General features: G+C 71.3%; 14 protein-coding genes and 1 pseudogene. 6 read left to right on the top strand and 9 right to left on the bottom strand.

Features of this window, described 5'->3' with window-relative positions; genetic code table 11:
* Positions 1-451 precede the first annotated feature (451 nt).
* The 5 genes and pseudogenes from ACIQBJ_RS31835 to ACIQBJ_RS31815 all read right to left on the bottom strand — a co-directional run bounded on the left by ACIQBJ_RS31835 (position 452) and on the right by ACIQBJ_RS31815 (position 9132).
* Positions 452-802 (bottom strand): PRC-barrel domain-containing protein, encoded by a 351-nt coding sequence (locus ACIQBJ_RS31835; protein WP_400717588.1) that lies wholly within the window; start codon positions 800-802, stop codon positions 452-454.
* Between the two features lie 359 nt (positions 803-1161).
* Positions 1162-1374 carry a GlsB/YeaQ/YmgE family stress response membrane protein gene (locus tag ACIQBJ_RS31830; protein WP_400717631.1) on the bottom strand — a complete coding sequence of 71 codons (213 nt, stop codon included), beginning with the start codon at positions 1372-1374 and terminating at the stop codon, positions 1162-1164.
* An 18-nt stretch (positions 1375-1392) separates the two neighbouring features.
* A pseudogene (locus ACIQBJ_RS31825) lies at positions 1393-1527 on the bottom strand (transposase family protein); the annotation flags it as partial.
* Between the two features lie 342 nt (positions 1528-1869).
* On the bottom strand, positions 1870-2067 hold the full coding sequence (locus ACIQBJ_RS31820; protein ID WP_400717585.1) for a hypothetical protein: 198 nt from the start codon (positions 2065-2067) through the stop codon (positions 1870-1872).
* Positions 2068-2076: 9 nt separating this feature from the next.
* The gene (locus tag ACIQBJ_RS31815) at positions 2077-9132 is read right to left on the bottom strand and encodes an RHS repeat-associated core domain-containing protein (protein ID WP_400717583.1); all 7056 of its coding nucleotides are present in this window, start codon (positions 9130-9132) and stop codon (positions 2077-2079) included.
* A 648-nt stretch (positions 9133-9780) separates the two neighbouring features.
* Here ACIQBJ_RS31815 and ACIQBJ_RS31810 point away from each other — a divergent pair.
* From ACIQBJ_RS31810 to ACIQBJ_RS31800, 3 genes are all read left to right on the top strand, one after another.
* Positions 9781-10125, top strand: a complete 345-nt coding sequence (locus ACIQBJ_RS31810) for a hypothetical protein (RefSeq protein ID WP_400717581.1) — start codon at positions 9781-9783, stop codon at positions 10123-10125.
* Positions 10126-10212: 87 nt separating this feature from the next.
* Complete coding sequence (locus ACIQBJ_RS31805; protein WP_400717628.1) at positions 10213-11454, top strand: IS256 family transposase; 1242 nt, start codon at positions 10213-10215, stop codon at positions 11452-11454.
* A 200-nt stretch (positions 11455-11654) separates the two neighbouring features.
* Positions 11655-12419: a sporulation protein gene (locus ACIQBJ_RS31800; RefSeq protein WP_400717579.1), complete on the top strand. Its 765-nt coding sequence runs from the start codon at positions 11655-11657 to the stop codon at positions 12417-12419.
* A 28-nt stretch (positions 12420-12447) separates the two neighbouring features.
* Here the strand turns inward: ACIQBJ_RS31800 and ACIQBJ_RS31795 are convergent, their stop codons facing one another.
* Genes ACIQBJ_RS31795 through ACIQBJ_RS31785 form a run of 3 tightly spaced genes read right to left on the bottom strand, consistent with a single transcriptional unit; the run spans position 12448 to position 16641 of the window.
* A complete protein-coding gene (locus ACIQBJ_RS31795) occupies positions 12448-12681 on the bottom strand; it encodes a hypothetical protein (protein WP_400717577.1) in 234 nt (77 codons plus the stop codon).
* A gap of 55 nt (positions 12682-12736) precedes the next feature.
* Positions 12737-15325: a rhomboid family intramembrane serine protease gene (locus ACIQBJ_RS31790; protein WP_400717575.1), complete on the bottom strand. Its 2589-nt coding sequence runs from the start codon at positions 15323-15325 to the stop codon at positions 12737-12739.
* Entirely contained in the window at positions 15322-16641 is a 1320-nt protein-coding gene (locus ACIQBJ_RS31785; protein WP_400717573.1) for an alpha/beta hydrolase, read from the bottom strand. The genes ACIQBJ_RS31790 and ACIQBJ_RS31785 overlap by 4 nt, the downstream gene beginning before the upstream one ends.
* Before the next feature lie 385 nt (positions 16642-17026).
* Here ACIQBJ_RS31785 and ACIQBJ_RS31780 point away from each other — a divergent pair, with 385 nt between their 5' ends.
* Entirely contained in the window at positions 17027-17743 is a 717-nt protein-coding gene (locus ACIQBJ_RS31780) for a DUF2278 family protein (RefSeq protein WP_400717571.1), read from the top strand.
* A gap of 36 nt (positions 17744-17779) precedes the next feature.
* Here ACIQBJ_RS31780 and ACIQBJ_RS31775 read toward each other — a convergent pair whose 3' ends face one another.
* Positions 17780-18103, bottom strand: coding sequence for a nuclear transport factor 2 family protein (locus tag ACIQBJ_RS31775; RefSeq protein ID WP_400717569.1), 324 nt, complete (start codon positions 18101-18103; stop codon positions 17780-17782).
* Positions 18104-18277: 174 nt separating this feature from the next.
* Between ACIQBJ_RS31775 and ACIQBJ_RS31770 the strand changes: the two genes are divergently transcribed.
* Together ACIQBJ_RS31770 and ACIQBJ_RS31765 are read left to right on the top strand one after the other, a co-directional pair.
* Entirely contained in the window at positions 18278-19189 is a 912-nt protein-coding gene (locus ACIQBJ_RS31770) for a hypothetical protein (protein WP_400717567.1), read from the top strand.
* A 244-nt stretch (positions 19190-19433) separates the two neighbouring features.
* Complete coding sequence (locus tag ACIQBJ_RS31765; protein WP_400717565.1) at positions 19434-20234, top strand: SDR family NAD(P)-dependent oxidoreductase; 801 nt, start codon at positions 19434-19436, stop codon at positions 20232-20234.
* The last annotated feature ends 149 nt before the right edge of the window (positions 20235-20383 follow it).

Genomic DNA, 20383 nt, shown 5'->3' with positions numbered 1-20383 from the left:
CCGGGGACCGGGGACCGGGGACCGGGGACCGGGGACCGGGGACCGGGGACCGGGGACCGGGGACGAACGCCCCACCCCACCAGAAGGACACCGGCCTCCGATCGGGATCGGACGGTCCGGGGCGGTGCCCCTTGCCCTGCTCCTGCCGGAAGATCGCAGCTCGCGCCGCACGAAGCCGAGGAATTGACCGCATGCCAGGTCACGACACCCGTCTCCGGCAACCGTCCACCAAGGGGGTCCACTCGGCCGAGCCCGGCGGCAGGACGGTTTCGGAGCGCTCTGGCCGCTCCCGCCCGGCGCGCGCTTCGACGGGCTGCCCGCCGCAGCTGCCCGGTGACGGGACGGAGGGTGCGGCTCGGAGGTCGGCGGGGCGGTCGGATGGCGGCCGGGCCAAACGCTCGGGCCCCGCGTCCTGAGGACGCGGGGCCCGAGCGGCCTGGGTGCGGGCGGGTCAGTAGGCGCCGCCGCCGTAGTAGCCGCCGACCTGGTTGCGGTAGGCCGGGTCCTCGGCGTGCTTGTCCTTGTCGTACTCGGGCGAGTTCTTGATCTCGTCCTGGGTGCGGTTCACCCACACCGTCTTCTCCGCGTCGTCGACCCGGGTGACGGTGCCCGCCGGGAGCAGCACCTCGCGGCCGAAGATCCACGGACCCGTGTCCACCACGATGTAGCCCGCGCCGACGTCCACGGTGTGGTTGTCGACCTTGCCGATGTGGCCGTCCGTCGCCTCGACCCGGTATCCCGTCAGGTCCACGCCCGCGGCGTAGCCCTCGGCACCCTCGTAACCCCACATTGCCTCGGCCATCCGGCGCCTCCTTGCTTCGAGCTTTCCCGTTCTCCGTACGGTCTCCGTACGGGAGGCCGCCTGCCCCGGTATCGCGCGGCCATGCCGCCGACTGTGGAGGACGGGAAATTTCCGTGGCCCCGATGGTGCGGTCAGGAATGCTTCCGAATCCCGTCAGGCCCGACGAGGGGGCGACCGGGAGGGGAATTCGGCGATCGGTGATTCCGCCGGCCCCTGTCCGGGGCAGGGAGGCCGAGAGCTCTCTTCTCGTCTTGGTGGTCGGTCAGGCCGCACACGTCTTTGGCCGGCGCGCTCGGCCGGGACACGGCGTGAGGCCGGCCCCCGGTGCCGGGGGCCGGCCTCACGGGCGCGCGGGTCCTTCAGGCGCGGCTGTGCCGGTTTCCGGTGACGAGCCGGTAGACCACGAGCAGGATGAGCGAGCCGACGACGGCCGCGATCCAGGTGGAGAGGTCGAAGAAACCGTCGATGGAGTCGACGCCGAAGATGACCTTGCCGAGCCAGCCACCGAGCAGGCCGCCCGCAATGCCGATCAGCATCGTGATGATGATGCCGCCCGGGTCCTTGCCCGGCATCAGGGCCTTGGCGATGGCGCCGGCGCTGGGCCCGAAGCCGGCCGCGATCTGCGCGAAAGGGTCGTACTTTCGCAGATACACCAGCGTGACCAAGGCCCGTTGCGAAGGCCGGAGTTTGCAGCGGTGGCCACCCTCACGGGCGACGATGAGCATGGCGACCGACTCGACGAGCGTGTGCGGCAGGGCAAGCGACCAACGAGGCTTTCTGGCTGATCGCTTGAGACGTGAGACATCTAGATCAACAACTCGGGGGCCTTGTTCGTTCTGCGCTCGTCCCGCGCCCCCGGCCATCACCCGATCGGTGGCCACCCCGAAAAGGCTCAGTGATCCAGCACTGCGAGACGACCTGCACGTGCTCCGCCTTCCCCACAGCACACGATCCAGTGATCTGGCCATACAAAGGCCAAATCCGACTACGGGCGAGGCCAATAACAGTGCCCGGTCCCATCGGATAATCCCGATGGGACCGGGCAAACCGCCCCATACTTTCAAATATTAAGCACCGGCATTCAAGGGAAGTTCCGGAATGCTGTCCAAGAGATCTCTCACCTGCTGCATCGAAGCACCGACGCGGGTTTCAAAATCTCTTTCATCCCCAGTTTCGAGGGCTTCACTCATCAGGGAGACAATGAGAAAGAATTCATCCCTTGGGATTTTTGCAAAAATTTCCCGGCCTCGATCTTCAATCTCCATGAAAACTCCTCATTCGGCCTGAAAGTTCCTTGTGAAATAATCACGCCCAGAATCTGGCGCAAAAGCAGTCCCGCCATCACGGGCTTTCGGATTTCTGATCACGATGACACCATTGAGCCAGTATGCACTTCGACCACCACCGCCCACCCTGCGCTCACCATTCAGCACAACATTTTCTATCATGGCAGAAAATTGGGCCCGGGTTCGAATTTCAGGAAACTCGCCCTTTGCAATTACATGCTTTTCAAATGCATGGCCATCGGCACCAGAGATCTCTTCGGCGATGAGCTTGGCCTCAAGGCGTCGCGCATCAGCCGCTACACAGCTACTGAGACAGAATGTGACCGTCTCGCTGGCTTTCTTTCCTGCGCCCAGCTTACCCGCCAGTACTGTAGCACCAGCAAGAGCGGTGGAGCCCGCTGCAGCCTCCCCGCTGAGTAGGTCGGCCGCTCCCGCTGCACACGCCATAATGGCAGCCAGACATGCAGGTCCGGCAACAGATACAACAGGGGCCGCTGCCACTGCAAGAGCAGCACCAGAGGCAACCCCAACGGTAATTTTCTGCCAGGTGGCAAGCGGAGGGCGGCCCGCCGACGCCCTGGCAATCATGTCCGGGTAGGCCGTTACGGGATACTGATTACTCCCGCCTTGGATTCCGCCAGGCTTGGGGCCACTTCGCTTGAGGCGCTGCTTGTCCGCATTGGCGTCATTGGGAGTGAGTGACATTTTTGTTGCCGCATAATCCCAACCCCCATCTTCATGCGGACGAAATTGCTCGACAACAACCTGGGATATCTTCGTGTTTCCAGAGTCTGAATAAGTGGCACAGAGGCTACTCGCCCCACCGCATGATCCTTCTGGGCGCAGGCCACTGGGGTCACTCTGATTAACAGGGCTATTATTGCTATAGGCGTAAGCATTCCACTGTTGAGGATCGATCGATACCAGCACCGGGTCGGGGCTGATGAAGCGTCCGGTGCGGGGGTCGTACTGGCGGGCGCCGAGGTTGGTGAGGCCGGTGGTGTCGTCCTTGGTGCCGCCGACGAAGCCGTGGGTGCCGGCCCAGGTGGCGGGTTGGGTGCCGCGGGGGTTGCCGAACGGGTCGGTGGGGCGGCGGGTCTCGGCGAGGGTGGTGCCGTCGAGGGCGAGGTTGCCGGTGCCGTGGTGGTCGTTGATCTGCCAGGTGGACGTGGTGCCCTGGCGGACCAGGTTCAGGCCGCCGGGCATCGTGTAGTAGCGGGTGCCGACGGTGGTCTTGGCGGCGGTGTCGTAGACGAGTTCGTCGTTGCCGAGGGTGATGGTGGTCTTGCCGGGGTTGCGGCGGACGAGCTGGTTGCCGTCGGCGTCGTAGAGGTAAGTGGTGGTGTTGTCGGGGACGGTCCACTTCTGGCCGGCCGGGATCGTGGTGGTGCCGCAGGTGGCGACGACCGTGTCGGTGCCCGAGGTGGTGACGTCACCGGGGACGGCCAGGCACAGGTTGGTGCCGGCGCCGTTGGTGATCGTGCCGTTGGGCTGCGGGGTCCAGGTCTGCGCCGTGCTTGCGTTGCAGGTCTGGAGGGTGACGGCCGAGCCGGGGGTGGTGCCGGCGGCGGTGAGGCACTTGTTGAGGACCTTGAGCAGGTTCCCGGTGGTGGCGATCTTCTGGCCGCCGCCGCTGGTGCAGTTGACGATCTCCGCCGGGGTGTCCGCGGCGGAGCTGCCGCCCTGCAGGGCCAGGCACTTGCCACCGATGCCCTGGATCTGGACGGGCGGGGCGTCGCGCTCGAGCTTGCCCTCGGTGTTCCAGTCGTAGGCGGTGGTGCCAGTCTTGTTGGTGTACTGGCCAACCGTGTTGCCGGCGGCGTCGTACTTGCTGCTTCCGCTGATGTCGGTGGCGCCGTTGACGACGGTGCCGGTGCCGGTGAGGGCGTGCGGGCCGCCCGCGCCGCTGCCGTTGTTGACCGTCCCGGCCGCCGTGAAGGTCTGGGTGGTGACGGCGTCCTTGCCGGTGTCACCGGACGGGTCGTGGACGGTGAGGGTCTTGCGGTTGCCGGTCAGGTCGTAGGTGTAGTCCTGCCAGTAGGGGACGCTGCCGCCGACGGTGTTGGTCGCCGGGGCGACCGCGCCGCTGGTGGGCGAGGTGTTGGCGCAGGCGCCCTGCCCGCCGACCGCCGGGTTCGGGGCCATGGTGAGGGCGCCCTTGTCCGTCCACGCGGTGGTGAGGCGGCTGAGGTAGTCGTAGGAGAAGCACTGCAGGTCGGTCGCCGACGGCGTGTTGTCCGGGATGCTGCGGATGCCGGTGACCCGGCCCGAGGCGTCGTAGGCGTACGTGGTCTGCTGGACCGCGCCCGTCGACGCGGTCTGCTTGTCGACGAACTGGGAGAGCTGACGGCCCGTCGACTCGTCGTAGGCGTTCGTGACGACGATCTGGGTGCCGTACGGGTTGACCGTGGTGCGGACCGGACGGCCGTAGGCGTCGTAGTCGTTGGACAGGTCGTACGACGCGTTCGTGGTGCCGTAGTTGGCCAGCAGGCCGTAGGCCTCGTAGCTGTAGGTGAGCGGCTCGGAGGCCAGGCCGCCGAGGGCCGGCCGGTTGTCCTGCAGCAGCAGACCGGTGACCTGGTCGTAGATCGCCTGGTAGGTGTAGCTGAGCGGCGTGGCGGAGCCGATCTCCGAACCCGGGACCGTGGTGGTGATCTTGGTCGGGTGGTAGGTCGTGTCGTAGGAGTTGACCGTCTGCGTGTAGGCCGCACCCGACGCCCCGCCCACGTACCGGGTCGAGGAGGTCGGCTGCCCCTTCACCACCGTGTCGTAGGTCCGCGCCGTCAGCTGCTTGGCCGGGTCGGTGGTCGCACCGTCGTAGGTGGCAGTGCGACGGCCCAGCAGGTCGTAGCTGGTGGTGACGGTCCGTCCCCGGCCGTCCGTGCTGGAAGCAATCCGGCCGGCCGCGTCATACGCAATGCTACTGGTGCCGGTGTCCGGGTCGGTGACCGAAGTCTGCCGGCCACGGACGTCGTAGGTGTAGGACCAGGTGTTGCCTACTACGTCCTTATGGCTAGAGGGCCTGCCTGTTTGGTCGAAGGTGTAGGTGGTGACGTCGGCGTCGGCCGGGTTGCCGGTCGCCGTGGGCGTGCGGTACTGCCACAGCTGGGTGGTGCGGCCGAGGGCGTCCACCACCGTGCTGGTCGGCGCGGTCCCGGCGGGCGGGGTCACGTCGGTGCGGTCCGCACCGGGGTAGGCCGTGGTCGTGGTGGTCTGGACGGTGCCGTAGGCCACGAACTCGCTGGTGACCGCGCGGCCCCGGCCGTCGTAGACGGTGTGGGTCTGGTTCGGGATCTTCTGGGTGTTGCTCTCCTGGTAGAGCACGGTGCCCGGGCGGGCCGCGTCGTTGTACCAGGTGTTGTTGGCGCGGATCACCCGGCCCTGCGAGTCGTAGGCGGTGTCGGTCAGCAGCCGCCCGGAGTACGCCGACAGGGCGGGCGGGGACTGGGTCTGGATCGTCCGCCCCGTGCCGTCCATGATCTGCGTCGACGTGAGGGCCGAGTAGGTGCCGGTGCTGACGAGGGTGGTGGTGCTGGTGCTCGGCGGGACGACCTGGCCGTTCACCACGCCGGGGATCGCGTACGCGTAGGCGGTGTTCGGGGACAGCGAGGTGCTGCGGCCCGGGTTCCACACCGCGGTGGTCCGGCCCAACGCGTCGTAACCGATCGTGGTGACACGGCCGTTGGCATCAGTAGCGCCCTTGGTGAGGCCTCGCGCACTATTCAAAGCAGTGGAGGCGCTGCGACCGGTGGCAGCGTCCGGGGCTCCGGCCGGGGCCGGACTGGTGACGCTCACCGAGGTGGGCAGCTCACCCGCCTGGGGCGAGCCGAAGACCGTGGTGACGGTGGCACCACTCTGGTGGGTGTTGTCGGTGGCGTTCGGATCGGTGGTGCTGACGGTCCGGCCGTAGGCGTCGTAGGTCCGGACGCCGGTGACGGTGAACGCGGCCGTGCCGCCGGTGTAGTGGTCGACGGCCTCGGTCGAGGTGGCGTCGGCCTTGGCACCGGCCTGGCCCAGCGCCTTGCCGTCGAAGTACGTACGGGTCCACGCGACGGTGTTCTGCTGCCCGGCGGTGGCGGTGCAGGCACTCGCGCCGCTGACGGTCAGCTCCTCCGACACCAACGCGGTGACCTGCGGGTCCGGTCCGGCGGCGTAGGAGATCCGGATGCAGGTGTCGGGCACCCCGTCGGCGACGGTCAGGACCGAGACGGCGCGGTTGCCGTGCGCGGCGTCGCCCGTCGTGGTCGTGGTCGTGCCGACCCACGACCCGTCGCTCTTCAGCGACTTGGCCACGGCGGTACTGGTGGTGGCGTCGTAGCGGGCGACCAGGGCGGGCAGCCCGGTGCGGTTGTGGGTGGCCGTCGTCGCCGGGCCGGTGCCGGTGGTGACGGTGTAGGCGGCGACGGTGCCGCCGGCCTGCGTGTACGTGTCGGTCTCCAGGGCCTGGCCGGAGAGCCAGTCGGAGTCGGTGACCTGACCGCTCATCAACCCCGCGGCCTTCACCGTGCGGGTCGTGCCGTCGGCCTTGTAGTCGCCGTCCATGCCCTGGTGGAACGTGGTGCTGCTCTGCGACTTGGGCCCGTCGTTGCCGTTGCCGGCCACGGTGGTGACGCTCGCGTAGCCGCGGAAGTCGTCCCAGGTGCGGTCCTTGGCGTCGGTCAGTTCGGAGTCGTTGCGGTGCCAGGCCGCGTTGCCGTAGCTGTAGGCGGTGGTCATCGGCGCGGAACCGGGCGTGCCCGGGGTCACGGTCACGGTCTTGACGGGGTAGCGCTGGAACCAGTCGTCGACCGGGTCGGCGCCCTGCGCCTCGTTCGGGGTGTGCCACTTGACGTTGTAGCAGGAGCGGGTGTCGCTGTCCGCGGAGCCCGGCATCGAGTTGTTCACCCGTGAGCAGTCGGCCGGGTAGTAGTCGACGCCGATGGTGGAGCCGGTCTCGGTGGTGATCAGCTGGATGCGCGGCCGGTTGTAGGCCGGACGCGACGGGACCAGGTTGGTGCCGTCGACCCGGTTGGGCAGCAGCATCTCGGTGAAGGAGACGGGCGGCAGCGTCACGGGGGTGGACGACGCCTGGGTGTCCTTGCCGGTGCGCTGCACGCTCGCCAGCCACGGCACCTGGGTGTTCTCCGTCGCGTTCTGCACGTTCACGAAGCGGTGGGTGAGCGCGTAGGAGTCCACGTCCTGGTAGGCGCCGTTGTACCGCACCTGCGTGGTGACCGAGTTGAGCCACTTGGTCGACCAGAACGTCGGCCCGTAGACGGTGCAGGCACCGGTGGCGGCGCACTGCTGGTCCATCGGGACGTCCGGCCAGTCGCCCGCGTGCGCGGCGGTCCGGTTGACCGGGTCGCAGGCCAGGATCGAGGTCACGCACCGCTCGCCGGACGCGAAGACGACCTTCGCCGCCGGGTTGTAGCCGCCGTTCGCGCCGATCTGGTCCGACAGCAGCTGCCCGTAGCCGATCGACTGCAGGACGCCGCCGCGCGTGTACTGCGTGAGCGTGCCCGTGCCGCTGTTCTGCGCCCCGCCCCGGGAGTAGGAGTTCGTCTCCGGGGTGTACGTGTAGGTGGTCAGGTTGCCGTGGGCATCCACCACGTAGTCCAGGTTCCAGCGCCAACCCGTCTGGCACCACGACGACTTGGCCTTCGCTGCGTCGTAGCACGGGTCACCCGCGTTGGGCGAGTACACCGGCACCGTCCACGCCGAACCCGAGTCCGGGCCCTTGGTGGACGGGTTGCCGGACGCGTCGGGCAGGTGGTTCAGACCGAAGTAGTAGACCGTCCCGGCCGTGTCCGTCAGCTTGATGTAGGAGCCGTTCCAGGTGCCGTTGGTGGCGCCGGTCAGGAACTGCACCCTGCTGCCGTCGTCACCCTTCAACCGCCAGGTGCACGCCGACTGCTCCATGGCCGCGGCCGCACCGCTCTGGCAGGAGGAGTCATCGGGCACCAGCTCGCCCGAGTGACCCGCCAGCGACAGCGTCAGGTTCGCCCCCGCCCAGCACTCGTCACCCGAACCCGTGATCCCCGCCTTCGCGCAGGACCGGTAGGAGCGCTCGACAAAACCGGAGTTGTAGTCCCAGCCGTCACCGATCCACGACGCCTGCGCGTTGGTGGACGAGGTCTTCCCGTCCACCGCCGCCGAGTCGTAGCCGAACTCGACCTTGGGCGCACCCCCTCCCAGCCCTGGAGGCACCTGAACGGGGTAGCTGTAGCCGAACGAACCGGAGGACGAGCCGGACGCCCACGCCTGCGAGACGTTCAGCGGCGTCGCGGCGTAGGTGCCCGCACCGCTGGACGCGCCGGACACGGCCGCCAGCACCACGCCCTGCTGCGCGGAGGCCGTGCCCACACCCTGAATCTGCGTCCGGGCCGTGCCGTCACCGCCGGGCAGCACCACATCGGCCGTCAACTGCCCCGAAGCACGGTCGAGTTGCGACTCCACCGGAGTCTGCTTGCGGCACTCCGCGTCCTGCGGCGTCGTCAGCGCACACGCCGGCAGCGCCACCAGCCGCACCCGCGAAGCCCAGTCCGCACCATAGGCCGGGGCGAGCTTCGCCAGATCGAGCGAGACCCGCACCGGACCCTCCCCCGACGCACCGGCCGCCCGCGACAGCGCCACCACCGGGCCCGGAATCCCCACCGCACCGGCCGCCTTCGGATCGACCACGTCGACCCCCACCGACTGCTCCGCCACCGACGAACCCACCAACGGCGCCAACGCGACCGGCAGACCCGCCGCCCGCGCCGCCTCACCCACCTCCGGGGCGCCCGAACTCCGCTTTGCCGCAGGCGCCTTGGAGAGCCTGACGTCGGCGTGCCCCTTCGGCACCGCCACCGGCTTCGCCGGCTGCCACACCGGCGGCACCGGATGCGCCGGCTTCACCGCTCCCAGCAGCGCCGCATCCTTGCCGTCCACCGACGCCGTCTTCGCCAGCGGCGTGTTCGGCGGCGACCACTTCCGCGACCAGTCCGGCCCCGCCGCGGCCGCCACCGAGACCGGCACCAGCAGCGAGGCGACCACGGCCCCGGCGGCCACCGCGGCAGTCCACATCCGACGACCTGGTGGCGATTGCGTGCTTTGACGGCTTTTCAGCCATTGCACCCTTGACACTGCTTGTACTCCTATTGTCCGAATAAGAACCATCTGACCAAGCGTCACAAAATGACGTGGAACCATACCAAGAAAAGGTCACATGGAGTCAATAGATGCAAAAGAATAAATAGATGTGGGCTGCACCACGCGAGGTAACAAATTTGGCAAAAGTGGCGAAATGGACATTGTTTTGCCACTTTGATTGCGCGGCAAGTGCTGTTTGAATAAATGCGTCGCTCGCCCATGCGGCCGCATGCGTTCGACGCGATCCGGCAAGCTCTGGCCATGACAAACACAAGTTCAAGGCATAGATGTGCATAGGGATCGACACAAGCTGCCGACAGGCAAGGGAACCGTGAACTCCTTTGACATCAAGGCCACTTGATAAATATTGGCCCACGGACCCGGATCCCACTTGCTTTTTCAGTGCCGACCGAAATCGGGAAGCTGACGGGTCGGCACTGGCATGCAGGAGGCCCCGTTTCCGGCCAGGCCTTGCCACCCTCCTGTCGCACATATGGCTTGCAGCGAGTAGTTTTTGACGTTTCATCAGATTCAGGAGTTTTGATTGTGGGCAGACGGCATCGCGGTGTTGCCGTGCTACGGATGGTGGGTCTGACCGGGGCGTTGGCCCTGGCGGGCGGGTTGACGGTGCCGGTCGCGTTCGCGGCCGACGGGCAGCCGTTGCCCTCGGCCGGGGAGATCGCGGCGGTCGCGAAGCAGCGCGAGCAGCAGCGTCCCCAGTCGGAGACGGACCGGGCGTTGGCGCAGGCGAGGACGACCGGGAAGAACGTGCCGATCGAGTCGTTGACGACGGAGTCGGGTGAGACGTCGGCGACGCCGGAGGGGCATCTGCTGTTGACGGCGGCGCCGGAGCAGAAGCGGGTGAAGCGGGACGGGAAGTGGGCGGCGCTGGACGCCACCCTGGCCGGGGCGGGGTCTGTACGGTGACCGGTGTATCTCCTGATCAAGGAAGAGCACCTGATGAGCGGCGTGATCGCCTCGGTTGAGGCGGTTGAAGAGGTCCGGCCGGTCGAGATGGCGGCGGACCTGTTGGGCGAGCAGTTGATCGGGCAGCTGGTCGACCGGGCCCGCGCAGGTGGGATCGGGCTGACCGGCGAGGGCGGGCTGCTGCAGCAGCTGACCAAGCGCGTGCTGGAGTCCGCCCTGGAGGGCGAGATCACCGACCACCTCGGCTACGAGAAGCACGACAAGGCCGGGGCCGGCAGCGGGAACTCCCGCAACGGGATCCGTTCGAAGACCGTGCTGACCGATGTCGGGCCGGTCGAGATCGCGGTGCCGCGCGACCGTCAGGGCTCCTTCGAGCCGCAGCTCGTCAAGAAGCGCCAGCGGCGGCTGACCGGCGTGGATGAGATGGTGCTGGCCCTGTCAGCCCGGGGCCTGACGCACGGCGACATCTCGGCCCACCTGGCCGAGGTCTACGGCGCGAGCGTGTCCAAGTCGACGATCTCCACCATCACCGACAAGGTCATGGACTCGATGGACGAGTGGCAGAACCGCCCCCTCGACCCGGTCCACCCCGTCGTGTTCATCGACTGCATCCATGTGAAGGTCCGCGACGGGCAGGTCGCCAACCGGCCGGTCTACGTCGCCCTCGCGGTCACCGTCGACGGCGCCCGCGACATCCTGGGCCTGTGGGCCGGCGACGGCGGTGAGGGCGCCAAGTACTGGCTCCAGGTCCTCACCGAGATCAAGAACCCCGGCGTCGAGGAGGTGTGCATGGTCGTCTGCCACGGCCTGAAGGGCCTGCTCGACGCCATCGGCACGGTCTGGCCGCAGGCGATCACGCAGACCTGCGTCGTCCACCTGATGCGCGCCGGCTTCCGCTACGCGGCCCGCCAGGACCGGGACAAGATCTCGAAGGCGCTCAAGCCCGTCTACACCGCCCCGACCCAGGATGCCGCCGAGGAGCGGTTCCTGGAGTTCCAGGAGGCATGGGGGAGGAAGTATCCGGCGATCGTGCGGCTGTGGGAGAACGCCTGGGCCGAGTTCGTGCCCTTCCTGCAGTTCGATGTCGAGATCCGTCGCGTCGTCTGCACGACGAACGCGATCGAGTCGGTCAACGCCCGTATTCGCAAGGCCGTCCGGGCCCGCGGCCATTGCCCGAACGAGCAAGCGGCCTTGAAGTGCGTCTACATGGCCGTCATGAGCCTCGACCCCACCGGCCTGGGCCGCAAACGCTGGACCATGCGATGGAAGCCCGCCCTCCAGGCGTTCGACATCGCCTTCGACGGCCGACTCTCCATCGGCCGCCGGTAACTCACACAACATCAGATACACCAGTCACTGAACACACCCTTCCGGCCGGGTCCGGTCGGGTGACGGGAGGGGCGGGAGGGTGGCCAGGGCGTGGCGGAGGCGCGGAGGCGGACGGCGGGTGGGGGCACCGGTTGGGGCAAAGGGTTGGCAAAGTAGGATCGGGGGCTCGTGGTGGCGGGTGGGTGAGGGAGGGGTTCCGGATGGTGTTCAAGCGGCTGCTCGGTGCGTTGGGGGTCGGCGGTCCCACGGTGGACACGGTGTTGGCCGGTCCGGGGGTTTTCCCCGGTGGGACCGTGCACGGGCAGGTGAACCTGGTCGGGGGTGAGCGGGAGGCCGTGGTCAACGGGGTCGCGCTGTGTCTGGCGGCCCGGGTGGAGGTGGAGTACGAGGACGGGGAGGGGCACCGGACCCAGGAGTTCGGGCGGGTGGAGGTGTGTGGGCCGCTGCGGTTGGGCGCGAAGGAGCAGCGGGTCGTGCCGTTCGCGTTTCCGGTGCCGTGGGAGACGCCGCTGACCGCGGTCGGGGGGCAGCGGTTGGCGGGGATGGCGCTGGGGGTCCGTACGGATGTCGACATCGCGGGGCAGTTGGACCGCGGGGACACCGATCCGCTGGAGGTGGAGCCGCTGCCGGTGCAGCGGCGGGTGCTGGAGGCGCTGGACGCGCTCGGCTTCCGGTTCCACCGGGCGGACCTGGAGGCGGGGCACATCCGCGGTACCGGGCAGGTGCTGCCGTTCTACCAGGAGATCGAGTACCGGGCGGCTCCGCGGTTCGCGGATCGGTGCAACGAGGTCGAGGTGTCCTTCGTCACCGGTCCGCACCGGGTCGAGGTGGTGCTGGAGTTCGACAAGCGCGGGCTCTTCCACGGCGGTGACTCGGTGCGCACCTTCGTCCTGGACCACGCGGCCGGGGAGCACGATCTGACCGGCACGGTGGACGGGTGGGTCCGCGGCGTCCTGGGCCACTGACCCCGGGGCGAAGGCGGTTGACGGCCCGTCAGCCGCTGAGGCGCCGGCTGGCGAAGAGTTCCAGGTGTCCGCAGTCGGGGCAGCGGAAGGCGTCGACCTGGTGGCGGGGGCGGCCGATCCGGCGGGCCTTGCCGAAGAAGCCGCGCTCCAGGGCGCCGGCGATCCAGCGGGCGTCGCCGTGGCTGTTCTCGCCGCTGTCCTCGAGGAAGCCCTGTTCCAGGCCGTGGCCCCCGCAGTGGGTGCATTTCAAGTCCTTGGTCACGCAAGGGAGTTTAGGACGTGCACCCGCCCGTGCAAGGGGCCGCGGCCCGGGCGGGTCAGCCCGAGAGGCGGCGGACCAGGCGGACGCCCTGGGCGGGGGTCAGCCGGGGCAGGTACGCCTTGCCGATGGCGCGGCTGATCCGCGGGAGGGCGGCCGGGTCGGGGTAGGCCATGTACATCGGGTGGTACTCCGGCTGGAACTTCGACTTGAAGGCGAGCAGCGAGCGGAAGCCGTAGACCGGTTCGAGCAGTTGGCCGGTGCGGTCGAGGAGGCGCTGCAGGCCGGTGGGGCGCTCGTCCCGGGCGGAGCGGGCCAGCGGCGCGCCGGACAGCGAGAGGAAGCGGGCGCCCTCGTCCCGGAAGCGCTGGGCCGCCGAGGCGATCAGGAACTCGTTGACGCCGCGGAAGCCGTCGGTGCGGCGGCGCATGAAGTCCAGGGTCCAGCCGACGGGCACGCCGTCCTCGTGCACCGGCATCCAGCTGGTCAGCCCGTGCACGACGCGGTGCTCGTCGACGGCGATCAGCACCCGGACCTCGGGGTCGTCGAGCTCGCCGAGGCCGCCGAGGGTGAAGCCCATCTCGGGCAGGCCCTTGGCCAGGACCCACTCCTCGGAGATCTCCCGGATCTGCTCGCGCAGTTCGGGCGGCGCCTGGCGGTAGGTCAGCCACTCGGCGGTGATGCCCTGCTTGCCGGCCTTGTTGAGGGCGGTGCGGATGTCCTGCCACTTGCGGCCGGTGAAGGCCAGCCCGGGCAGCGCGACCACGGTGTCCTCGGCGACCTGGACGGAGCGCCAGCCGAGGCGGTCGGCGGCGGCCCGGATCTCCGGGGAGACGCTGAAGAAGCACGGCGTCCAGCCCCGGGCGTCGCAGTACCGGGCGAAGCCCGCCACCGCCCGCTCGCGGGCTTCGCGGGCGCCGAACGGGTCGCCGGCGGTCAGCGCGATGCCGCCGTGCACCCGGTAGGCGACGGCCGCCCGGCCGTCCTCGTCGAACCAGTAGTGGTTGCCGTCCCAGGTGGTGATGAAGGAGAGCGTCCCGCCGCCGTGCTCGGTCAGCAGGGCCCGGGCCCGGGCCGCGGCCGCGTGGTCGGTGCGCACCGCGGACCGCCGGAAGGCGAGCAGCAGGGCGCCCAGGGCGAGGGCCCAGAAGGCCAGCCCGCAGTACGTCTCCAGCAGGACGGCGGCACCGCGCAGCGCGATCGGGTAGTCGGGGGCGAGGTCGTTGTAGGCGGGGGGCAGGAACAGGGCGGGCAGGCCGCGCAGCAGGCGCCAGGGGGTGGCGCCGGGCTCGAAGCGGTCGGCGACCGCCGTCCCGAGGCCGACGTACGCGGCGGAGGCGGCCGTCAGCGCCCCGCCGACCGCCAGGGCCAGCCGCGGGGCCGCCCCGTCGGCGAGGTCGAGCCGGAACCGCCGCCGGGTGGCGAGCAGCAGGGCGAGGGTGAGCAGCGGCAGCAGCATCGCCTCGACGAAGTACTCGACCTCGTCGGCGTCGACGGGCTCCGGGTAGAGGTAGAACAGGCCGAGCAGGGTGAGCCAGCTCAGTTCGGTGGCGACGGCGATCCGCCAGGCCAGCCGCAGGCCGCGGCGCAGGCCGTCGGCGAGCACGACCAGCAGGGCGGGGAAGAGCGCGGCCATCAGCCGGCCGGGGGTGCCGAAGATCCGCTGGACGGCGTGCGCGCGGGCGCACTCGTGGACGCTCCGGGCGCAGGCGTCGGCGATCTCGTCGGGGGCGAGCGGGTGGGAGAGGTAGAGGTCGGAGAAGGTGTTGAAGGGGCCGCTGGCGTTGTCGTAGAGCGCGGCGACCAGCGGGCCGAGGGCGGCGGCGACCAGGCAGAGCGCGACCAGGACGCGGGCCTCGGCGTGGGCGGGGCGGTGGGCCTGCGGGCGGGGCCGGCCGCGCTGGAGGAGCGCGCCGAGGCCGAGGCCGACCAGGACGGCGGCGCAGCGCTGCACGCTCTGCAGGTGGCCGACGTAGAGCGTCATGCCGAGCGGGACGAGCAGGACCAGCAGGCGCAGGCGGCGGTTCCAGGGGGCGGTGAGCCGGTGGCAGAGGACCGCGGCGAGGGCGAACAGGCCGGCGGAGGGGCCGACGGAGAGCTGTCCGGCGACCGAGGCCGTCCAGGGTTCGCCGAGCCGGGAGCCGGCGGCGACCAGCCAGGCGCCGAGCAGGGTGCCGGCGGCGTGGCCGGCGACCAGGACGGTGAGGGTGCGGAGCCGGCCGAGGCGCTGTTCGGCCGCGGGGCCGACCAGCAGCAGGAGGACGGCCGTGCACAGGTAGGACAGGGTGCTCGGGCACCAGAACAGCGAGGTCAGCGGGGTCCACCAGCGGCCTGCGGCCAGGGCGGGCAGGCCGACCCCGACCTGGGCCAGCAGGGCGTTGGAGGGGCCGCGGCCGAGGCTGCCGGTGGCGGCGCCGACCGTGCCCAGCACGGCGAGCGCGGTGAGGGTCAGCGGCGCGGCCCACAGGCGGCGGGCGAGCGCGGCCAGGCCCCGGGCGGTCCGGCGGCCCAGGCCGCGGGCGATCCGGCGCAGGCGGCGGCGGAGCACGGCGGCGGTCCGGCGCGGGCGGGGGGCGGGGGCGCCGGGCCCGGCCGGGCCCCCGGCGGGTCCCTCGGTGGGGACGGGGCCGGTCAGCAGGTCGTTCATCGGATCAGTCCCGTCCGCGCGGCGAGCCAGGGCAGGTCCTGCTGCAGGCCCTGCCGCCAGACCGCCCAGCCGTGCCAGCCGGGGTAGGCCTGCTGGGTCACGTCCATGCCGGCCTCCCGGGCGGCGGCGTACACCTTCTCCTGCATCGGGCGGAACTCGTGGTCCCAGGCGCCGACCACGAAGCGGCCGGCGGTGTCGGGGAACTTCTGGCGGGCCATCAGGTGCAGCGGGTCGACGGCGGTGAAGGCGGCCTCGTCGCCGTCGAAGGCCTTCTTCACGGTCTTCTGGCGGCTGCCCAGGGTGGGTTCCTGCTGGCCGGAGTAGTCGAGGAAACTGCCGTACACCTGGGGGGCGTTGACGGCGAGTTGGAGCGCGCAGGTGCCGCCGAAGGAGATTCCGCCGACGGCGCGCGCGGTGCGGCCGGGGGCGGCCTGCAGGTGCTGGTCGATCCAGGCCGGGACGTCGACGGCGAGGTAGGTCTGCGCCTTGGCGATCCGGGAGTCCATGCACAGCGTGTTGGTGAAGGGCGCGCCGATGGGGTCGGGGACGACCACGATCGGGGCGAGTCCGCGGTGCGCGGCGGCGAAGTCGTCCATCAGGCCCTGGATGCCGCCGGAGTTGACCCAGTCCTCGGGGCCGCCGGGCTGGCCGGGCAGCAGGACGAGGACGGGCAGCAGCGGACGGGGGGTGGCCTGGTAGGCGGGCGGGAGGTAGACGTAGGCCGGGCGGGCCCGGAAGCCGGAGGCGTGGCCGGGGATGCTGGTGACCGCGAGGGTGCCCTTGGCGGGGAGGCCGGGCGGCGCGTGCCAGGTCTCCTCCAGCGGGGCGCCGGGGGTGGCCGCGAGGGTGTCGGCGGCCCGGTCGGTGGTGAGCACCGGGGTGTCGGGCGTCATCATGGCCCGGGCCGTCGGGTACTGGTCGAAGCCCCGGTTGACCTGCGAGGAGGACATCAGCAGCACCAGGACCGCGCCGCCGACCGCGAGCAGGCGGGTGCGGTGGCGGGTCAGCAGCGGCAGCCGGAAGCAGAGCAGCGCGACCGCGAACAGGGCGACCGCGATCCAGCGCATCACGAAGTCGGGCGTTCCCTCGGGGAAGGGGCGCCACCAGCCGTCCACGCCGAGCTTGACCGCGGCGGTGAGCGCGCCGCCGAGCAGCAGGGCGCCGAGCAGTCGCGGGGCGCGCCAACGGCGGTGCCGCGACCAGGCGAGCAGGAGCAGGGCGGCCCAGCCGGCGATCAGCACGGCGTACGGGATCGGGCCGTGGGTGAGGGGCCAGTCCAGCGGGTTCCAGCGGACGGCCAGCGGACGCGTCGTCATACCGTCCCGCCCGGTCGGCCCGCTGCGGGGACGGCCGCGGGTATGTGCCCGGCGGGGGCGGCGGCCCCGGCCCGGTCGGTGTTCTTTCGGACGCGCACGGCGCCGCCTCCCTCGATCGGTGAAACCCCGATTTCTGGGAGCTTCCTGAGAGTGATTCAAGCAAGCTGGGAGTTTACCCGCGTCCACACCATGGCTTGATCACCCCCCGTCGTTCGGCGGGGGTGCCGGTCCGGGGCGGGCTCCCGTCCCGCGCGGGTGCACACGCGGGTGAACATCGGGTGACGGGGCGGCGGGCCGGGCGGGCGGTGCGGAAGAGTACGGCGGGAGGAGCGTAGCGGAGCCGTCGGGCTGCCGTCGCACTGTCGTTCGACGAGAGGATCCCCGCATGCCCATCGCCCACTACGGCGTGCTCGCCGCCCGGGCCGTCGACCGTCGCCGCGAGGGGGCGTCGGACACCCCGCACTACCAGATCCACCTGGTGGACGCGGGCGGCACGCACTTCCGGGCCGCCGTCAACGTCGAGTCCCAGCAGGCCCCTTCGGAGCTGCTGTACCTGGTCGACGAGGACTTCGCCCACCCGGTGACGGCGCTGCTGCCGGCCACCGCGGCCGGGTGGACGGCGCTGCCGTCCCGGGCCGGCGGCGCGGCGCTGGACTTCGTCCGCGACAAGCTGCTCGACCGCTCCGCGATGCGGACGCTGCCGCCGGACCTGCCGGGCGCGGACAACGACCTGGCGGACCTGCTGGACCGTCAGGTGCTGCGGGCGATCGACGACCCGGGGGCCGTGCTGTACGTGTTCGGCCAGCGCTGGCCGGCCGAGCCGACCGTGCCGGACAAGGTGTTCGGCTTCCGGCCGGGCAACGGGGTGCACGACGTGCACATGAACCAGGGCAACAGCGGGCGCTTCACCGGCGACGACGGGGTGTGGCAGGACGGCGCGCTGCTGATCCACCTGCCGGGCGAGTCGCGCTGGACGGCGGTGTTCCTGGCCTTCCAGTCGCAGTCCTGGCACACCGACGACCGCACCGGGCACACCGCGGGCGGCCCGCTGCCCAAGCCGCGCGGCGGCACGCACCGGCCGCACCCGGCGCCCCGCTCCTGAGCGCCCGGCTCCCGTTGTCGGGCCCGGCCGGTCCTTTCAGGCCTGGCCGGTCTCGAAGTGGGTGATCCGGCCGTCGGCGGCCACTTCGAAGCGCCAGGCGGTGCGCATCTCGCCGTAGGTGTCGTTGCGGTAGTCGACGGTCAGGGCGCGGCCGGCGTCGGACTCGCGGGCCACGCTCATCCGGCCGTGCGTGGACCAGATCTCGCGGTCGGTCCAGTCGGCGAGGTCGCGGGCGGAGCCGTCGTCGGCCATCGTCGCGCCGGGGGCGAGCAGCGTCTCGAACGCCGCCCGGTCGCCGCCGTTGACGGCGGTGACGAAGGCCCGGACGGTCGGGTCGGTGAGCTTCTCCTGCGGGATCACGGGGGTCTCCTTCGGTCGCACCGGAGGGGCCGCCGGGTGGTCCGGGGCCCGGGGTTCCAGGAGAGCATCCCGGCGGTCGCCGCGGCGGGACCGTCACCCGTCCGGCGGACCCCCGGGCGGGCCGCGGGGTCACCGTCCCTTACCAACTGTCGTTTCTTTTACTACATTTGACGAATGGTCATGCGGAGTCCCGATCCGGCGGCGGGGAGTGCGGAGCAGCGGCTGGTGTTCGTGCCGAGCCGGCTCCGGGAGCTGGGGCTGGCGGTGGGCGGGGGCGTGCTGCTGCCGCTGTGGGTGGCGGGGCCCCTGATGCTGGGGTTCGCCCTGATGAGCGTGTTCACCGGGAGCGGCATCGGGTGGGCGCTCTGCTGGGGGACGCTGGTGCTCGCGGCGCTGGCCGTGCTGGTGATGACCGCGCTGCTGCTGGCCACGGTGGTGAGTACCACGGTGCGCTGGATCGAGTTCTGCGGGACGGGCGGCGCGGCGCACCTGGCGGTCGCGCGCTTCTTCCGGGTCCGGACCGTTCCCCCGGGCGGGCTGGAGCGGGTGGTCGTGGTGGAGCGGCTGCGGCTGGGCGATCGGCGGTCGGTCGCGGTGGTGCTGCACCTGGACGGCGAGAAGCTGACCTGCGCACCGGGGTTCGGCGCCGCCGTCGACCGGGTCGGCACCGGGACCCTGGTGGACTGGCTGACCGAGCGGGCCGGTGCGCTGGGGGCGGCGGTGGAGCTGCGGACCGAGGTCGAGCGGAGCTTCGTCTGCCCGGAGGAGTGGTGGACGCCCGAGCAGCTGGCCGCGCACTGGCGGGTGCCGGTGGCCGAGGTGGCCGGACTGGCCGGGCGGTACGACGTGCGCGCGCACCGGTACGAGCCGCGGGCGGGGGCGCTGCACTCCCCCGGCCGGACGGTGGTGGTGTACGACCCGGGCCGGGCGTACGAGGTCGCGGAGCGGCTCCGGGCCGGGCGGCTCCGGACGGAGCGGCGCCGGGCGGAGCGCGCGACCGCCGGTGACCCGGCCGCCGCCGGTGGTCCGCGGGCTGCCGGTGATGCGCCCGCCGCCGGTGATCCGCCTGCCGCCGGGGCGGAGTGACGCCCCGTCGGCTGAACACCCGTTCGTCAACCTCCGCCGCGGCGGGCACGCCTTCGAGTGTGCGGGCCGCGCGCTCCCCCCGTGCCGCGGTGCCGTCCGGAATGCTGGGCGGGGCGGGCGCGCCGTGGCCCTCCGCGGGCCGGTCGGCCCCGCCCGGCGTGGTTCGGAGGCGTCCGCCGGCAGGGCGGTGCCGAGGTGGTGCGGGTCGGCGGGGTCCGGTCCGCCCGAGGAAAGGTGCAACCCGATGGGGAGTCTGCTGGCGGACCGGACGGCGGTCGTCTACGGGGCCGGGTCGATCGGGGGCGCGGTGGCCCGGGCGTTCGTCCGGGAAGGGGCCCGGGTGTTCGTGGCGAGCCGGGGCGAGGCGGCGCTCAAGGAGTTGGCGCACGACGTGGAGTCGGCGGGCGGTTCGCTGGTGACCGCGCAGGTGGACGCGTTCGACCGGGACGCGGTCGAGGGTTTCCTGGACTCGGTGGCGGAGCGGGCCGGCGGGCCGGACATCTCGTTCTGCGCGACCTCGACCCGGCGGCCGGGCGGTGCGCAGGGCTCGGCGCTGGGCGAGCTGTCGTACGAGGACTTCGCGCTGCCGATCGTCGACTTCACCCGGGCGCAGTTCACCACCGCCAACGCGGCGGCGGCCCGGATGGTGCCGAACGGCCGGGGCGTGATCATGATGGCGACGGCGGCGCCCTCCCGGGTGCCCTTCCCCTACACGGCCGGGTTCGGCCCGGCCTGGGCGGCGGTGGAGGCTTTCGCCCGCACGCTGGCGGCCGAGTTGGGCCCGGCGGGCGTGCGGGTGCTCGGTCTGCACTCGGCCGGGTCGCCGGACGCGCAGCGGAGCGTGGAGACCACGCTGGCGACGGACCTGCCCGAGCTGCCGGCCCGGGCGGCGGGCTGGCAGGAGCGGGCCGCGGCGCGCAACCTGCTGGGCCGCTGGCCGTCGCTGGCGGACGTCGGGAACATGGCGGCGTTCATGGCCTCGGACCTGGCGGCGGTGTCGACGGGGACAACGGTCGACCTGTCCGCCGGCATGGTCGCCGTCTGACGGACTGTCGGGCGGGTCTTCGGGCTGTCGGGCGGTCGGGCCCCCCCCCCCCCCCCGGGGGGGGGGGGGGGGCCGCCGGGGGGGCCGGGGGGCCGGGGGGGGGGGGCCGCCCCCCCCCCGCCCCGCGCGGAGGGCACGGCGGGGGGGTG

This window comes from Kitasatospora sp. NPDC088391 (genome assembly GCF_044753345.1).
Taxonomy (GTDB): Bacteria; Actinomycetota; Actinomycetes; order Streptomycetales; family Streptomycetaceae; genus Kitasatospora.
Note: the sequence above shows the minus strand (reverse complement) of the source record. Positions and strands in the feature narration are given on the sequence as shown.

Bases quoted from the DNA above. Each gene is read 5' to 3' on its own strand.
- ACIQBJ_RS31805 (WP_400717628.1), top strand. From the start codon at position 10,213: ATGGCGGCGGACCTGTTGGGCGAGCAGTTGATCGGGCAGCTGGTCGAC.
- ACIQBJ_RS31800 (WP_400717579.1), top strand. From the start codon at position 11,655: ATGGTGTTCAAGCGGCTGCTCGGTGCGTTGGGGGTCGGCGGTCCCACG.
- ACIQBJ_RS31785 (WP_400717573.1), bottom strand. From the start codon at position 16,641: ATGACGACGCGTCCGCTGGCCGTCCGCTGGAACCCGCTGGACTGGCCC.
- ACIQBJ_RS31815 (WP_400717583.1), bottom strand. From the start codon at position 9,132: ATGTGGACTGCCGCGGTGGCCGCCGGGGCCGTGGTCGCCTCGCTGCTG.
- ACIQBJ_RS31780 (WP_400717571.1), top strand. From the start codon at position 17,027: ATGCCCATCGCCCACTACGGCGTGCTCGCCGCCCGGGCCGTCGACCGT.
- ACIQBJ_RS31765 (WP_400717565.1), top strand. From the start codon at position 19,434: ATGGGGAGTCTGCTGGCGGACCGGACGGCGGTCGTCTACGGGGCCGGG.
- ACIQBJ_RS31820 (WP_400717585.1), bottom strand. From the start codon at position 2,067: ATGGAGATTGAAGATCGAGGCCGGGAAATTTTTGCAAAAATCCCAAGG.
- ACIQBJ_RS31835 (WP_400717588.1), bottom strand. From the start codon at position 802: ATGGCCGAGGCAATGTGGGGTTACGAGGGTGCCGAGGGCTACGCCGCG.
- ACIQBJ_RS31790 (WP_400717575.1), bottom strand. From the start codon at position 15,325: ATGAACGACCTGCTGACCGGCCCCGTCCCCACCGAGGGACCCGCCGGG.
- ACIQBJ_RS31810 (WP_400717581.1), top strand. From the start codon at position 9,781: ATGGTGGGTCTGACCGGGGCGTTGGCCCTGGCGGGCGGGTTGACGGTG.
- ACIQBJ_RS31830 (WP_400717631.1), bottom strand. From the start codon at position 1,374: ATGCCGGGCAAGGACCCGGGCGGCATCATCATCACGATGCTGATCGGC.
- ACIQBJ_RS31770 (WP_400717567.1), top strand. From the start codon at position 18,278: ATGGTCATGCGGAGTCCCGATCCGGCGGCGGGGAGTGCGGAGCAGCGG.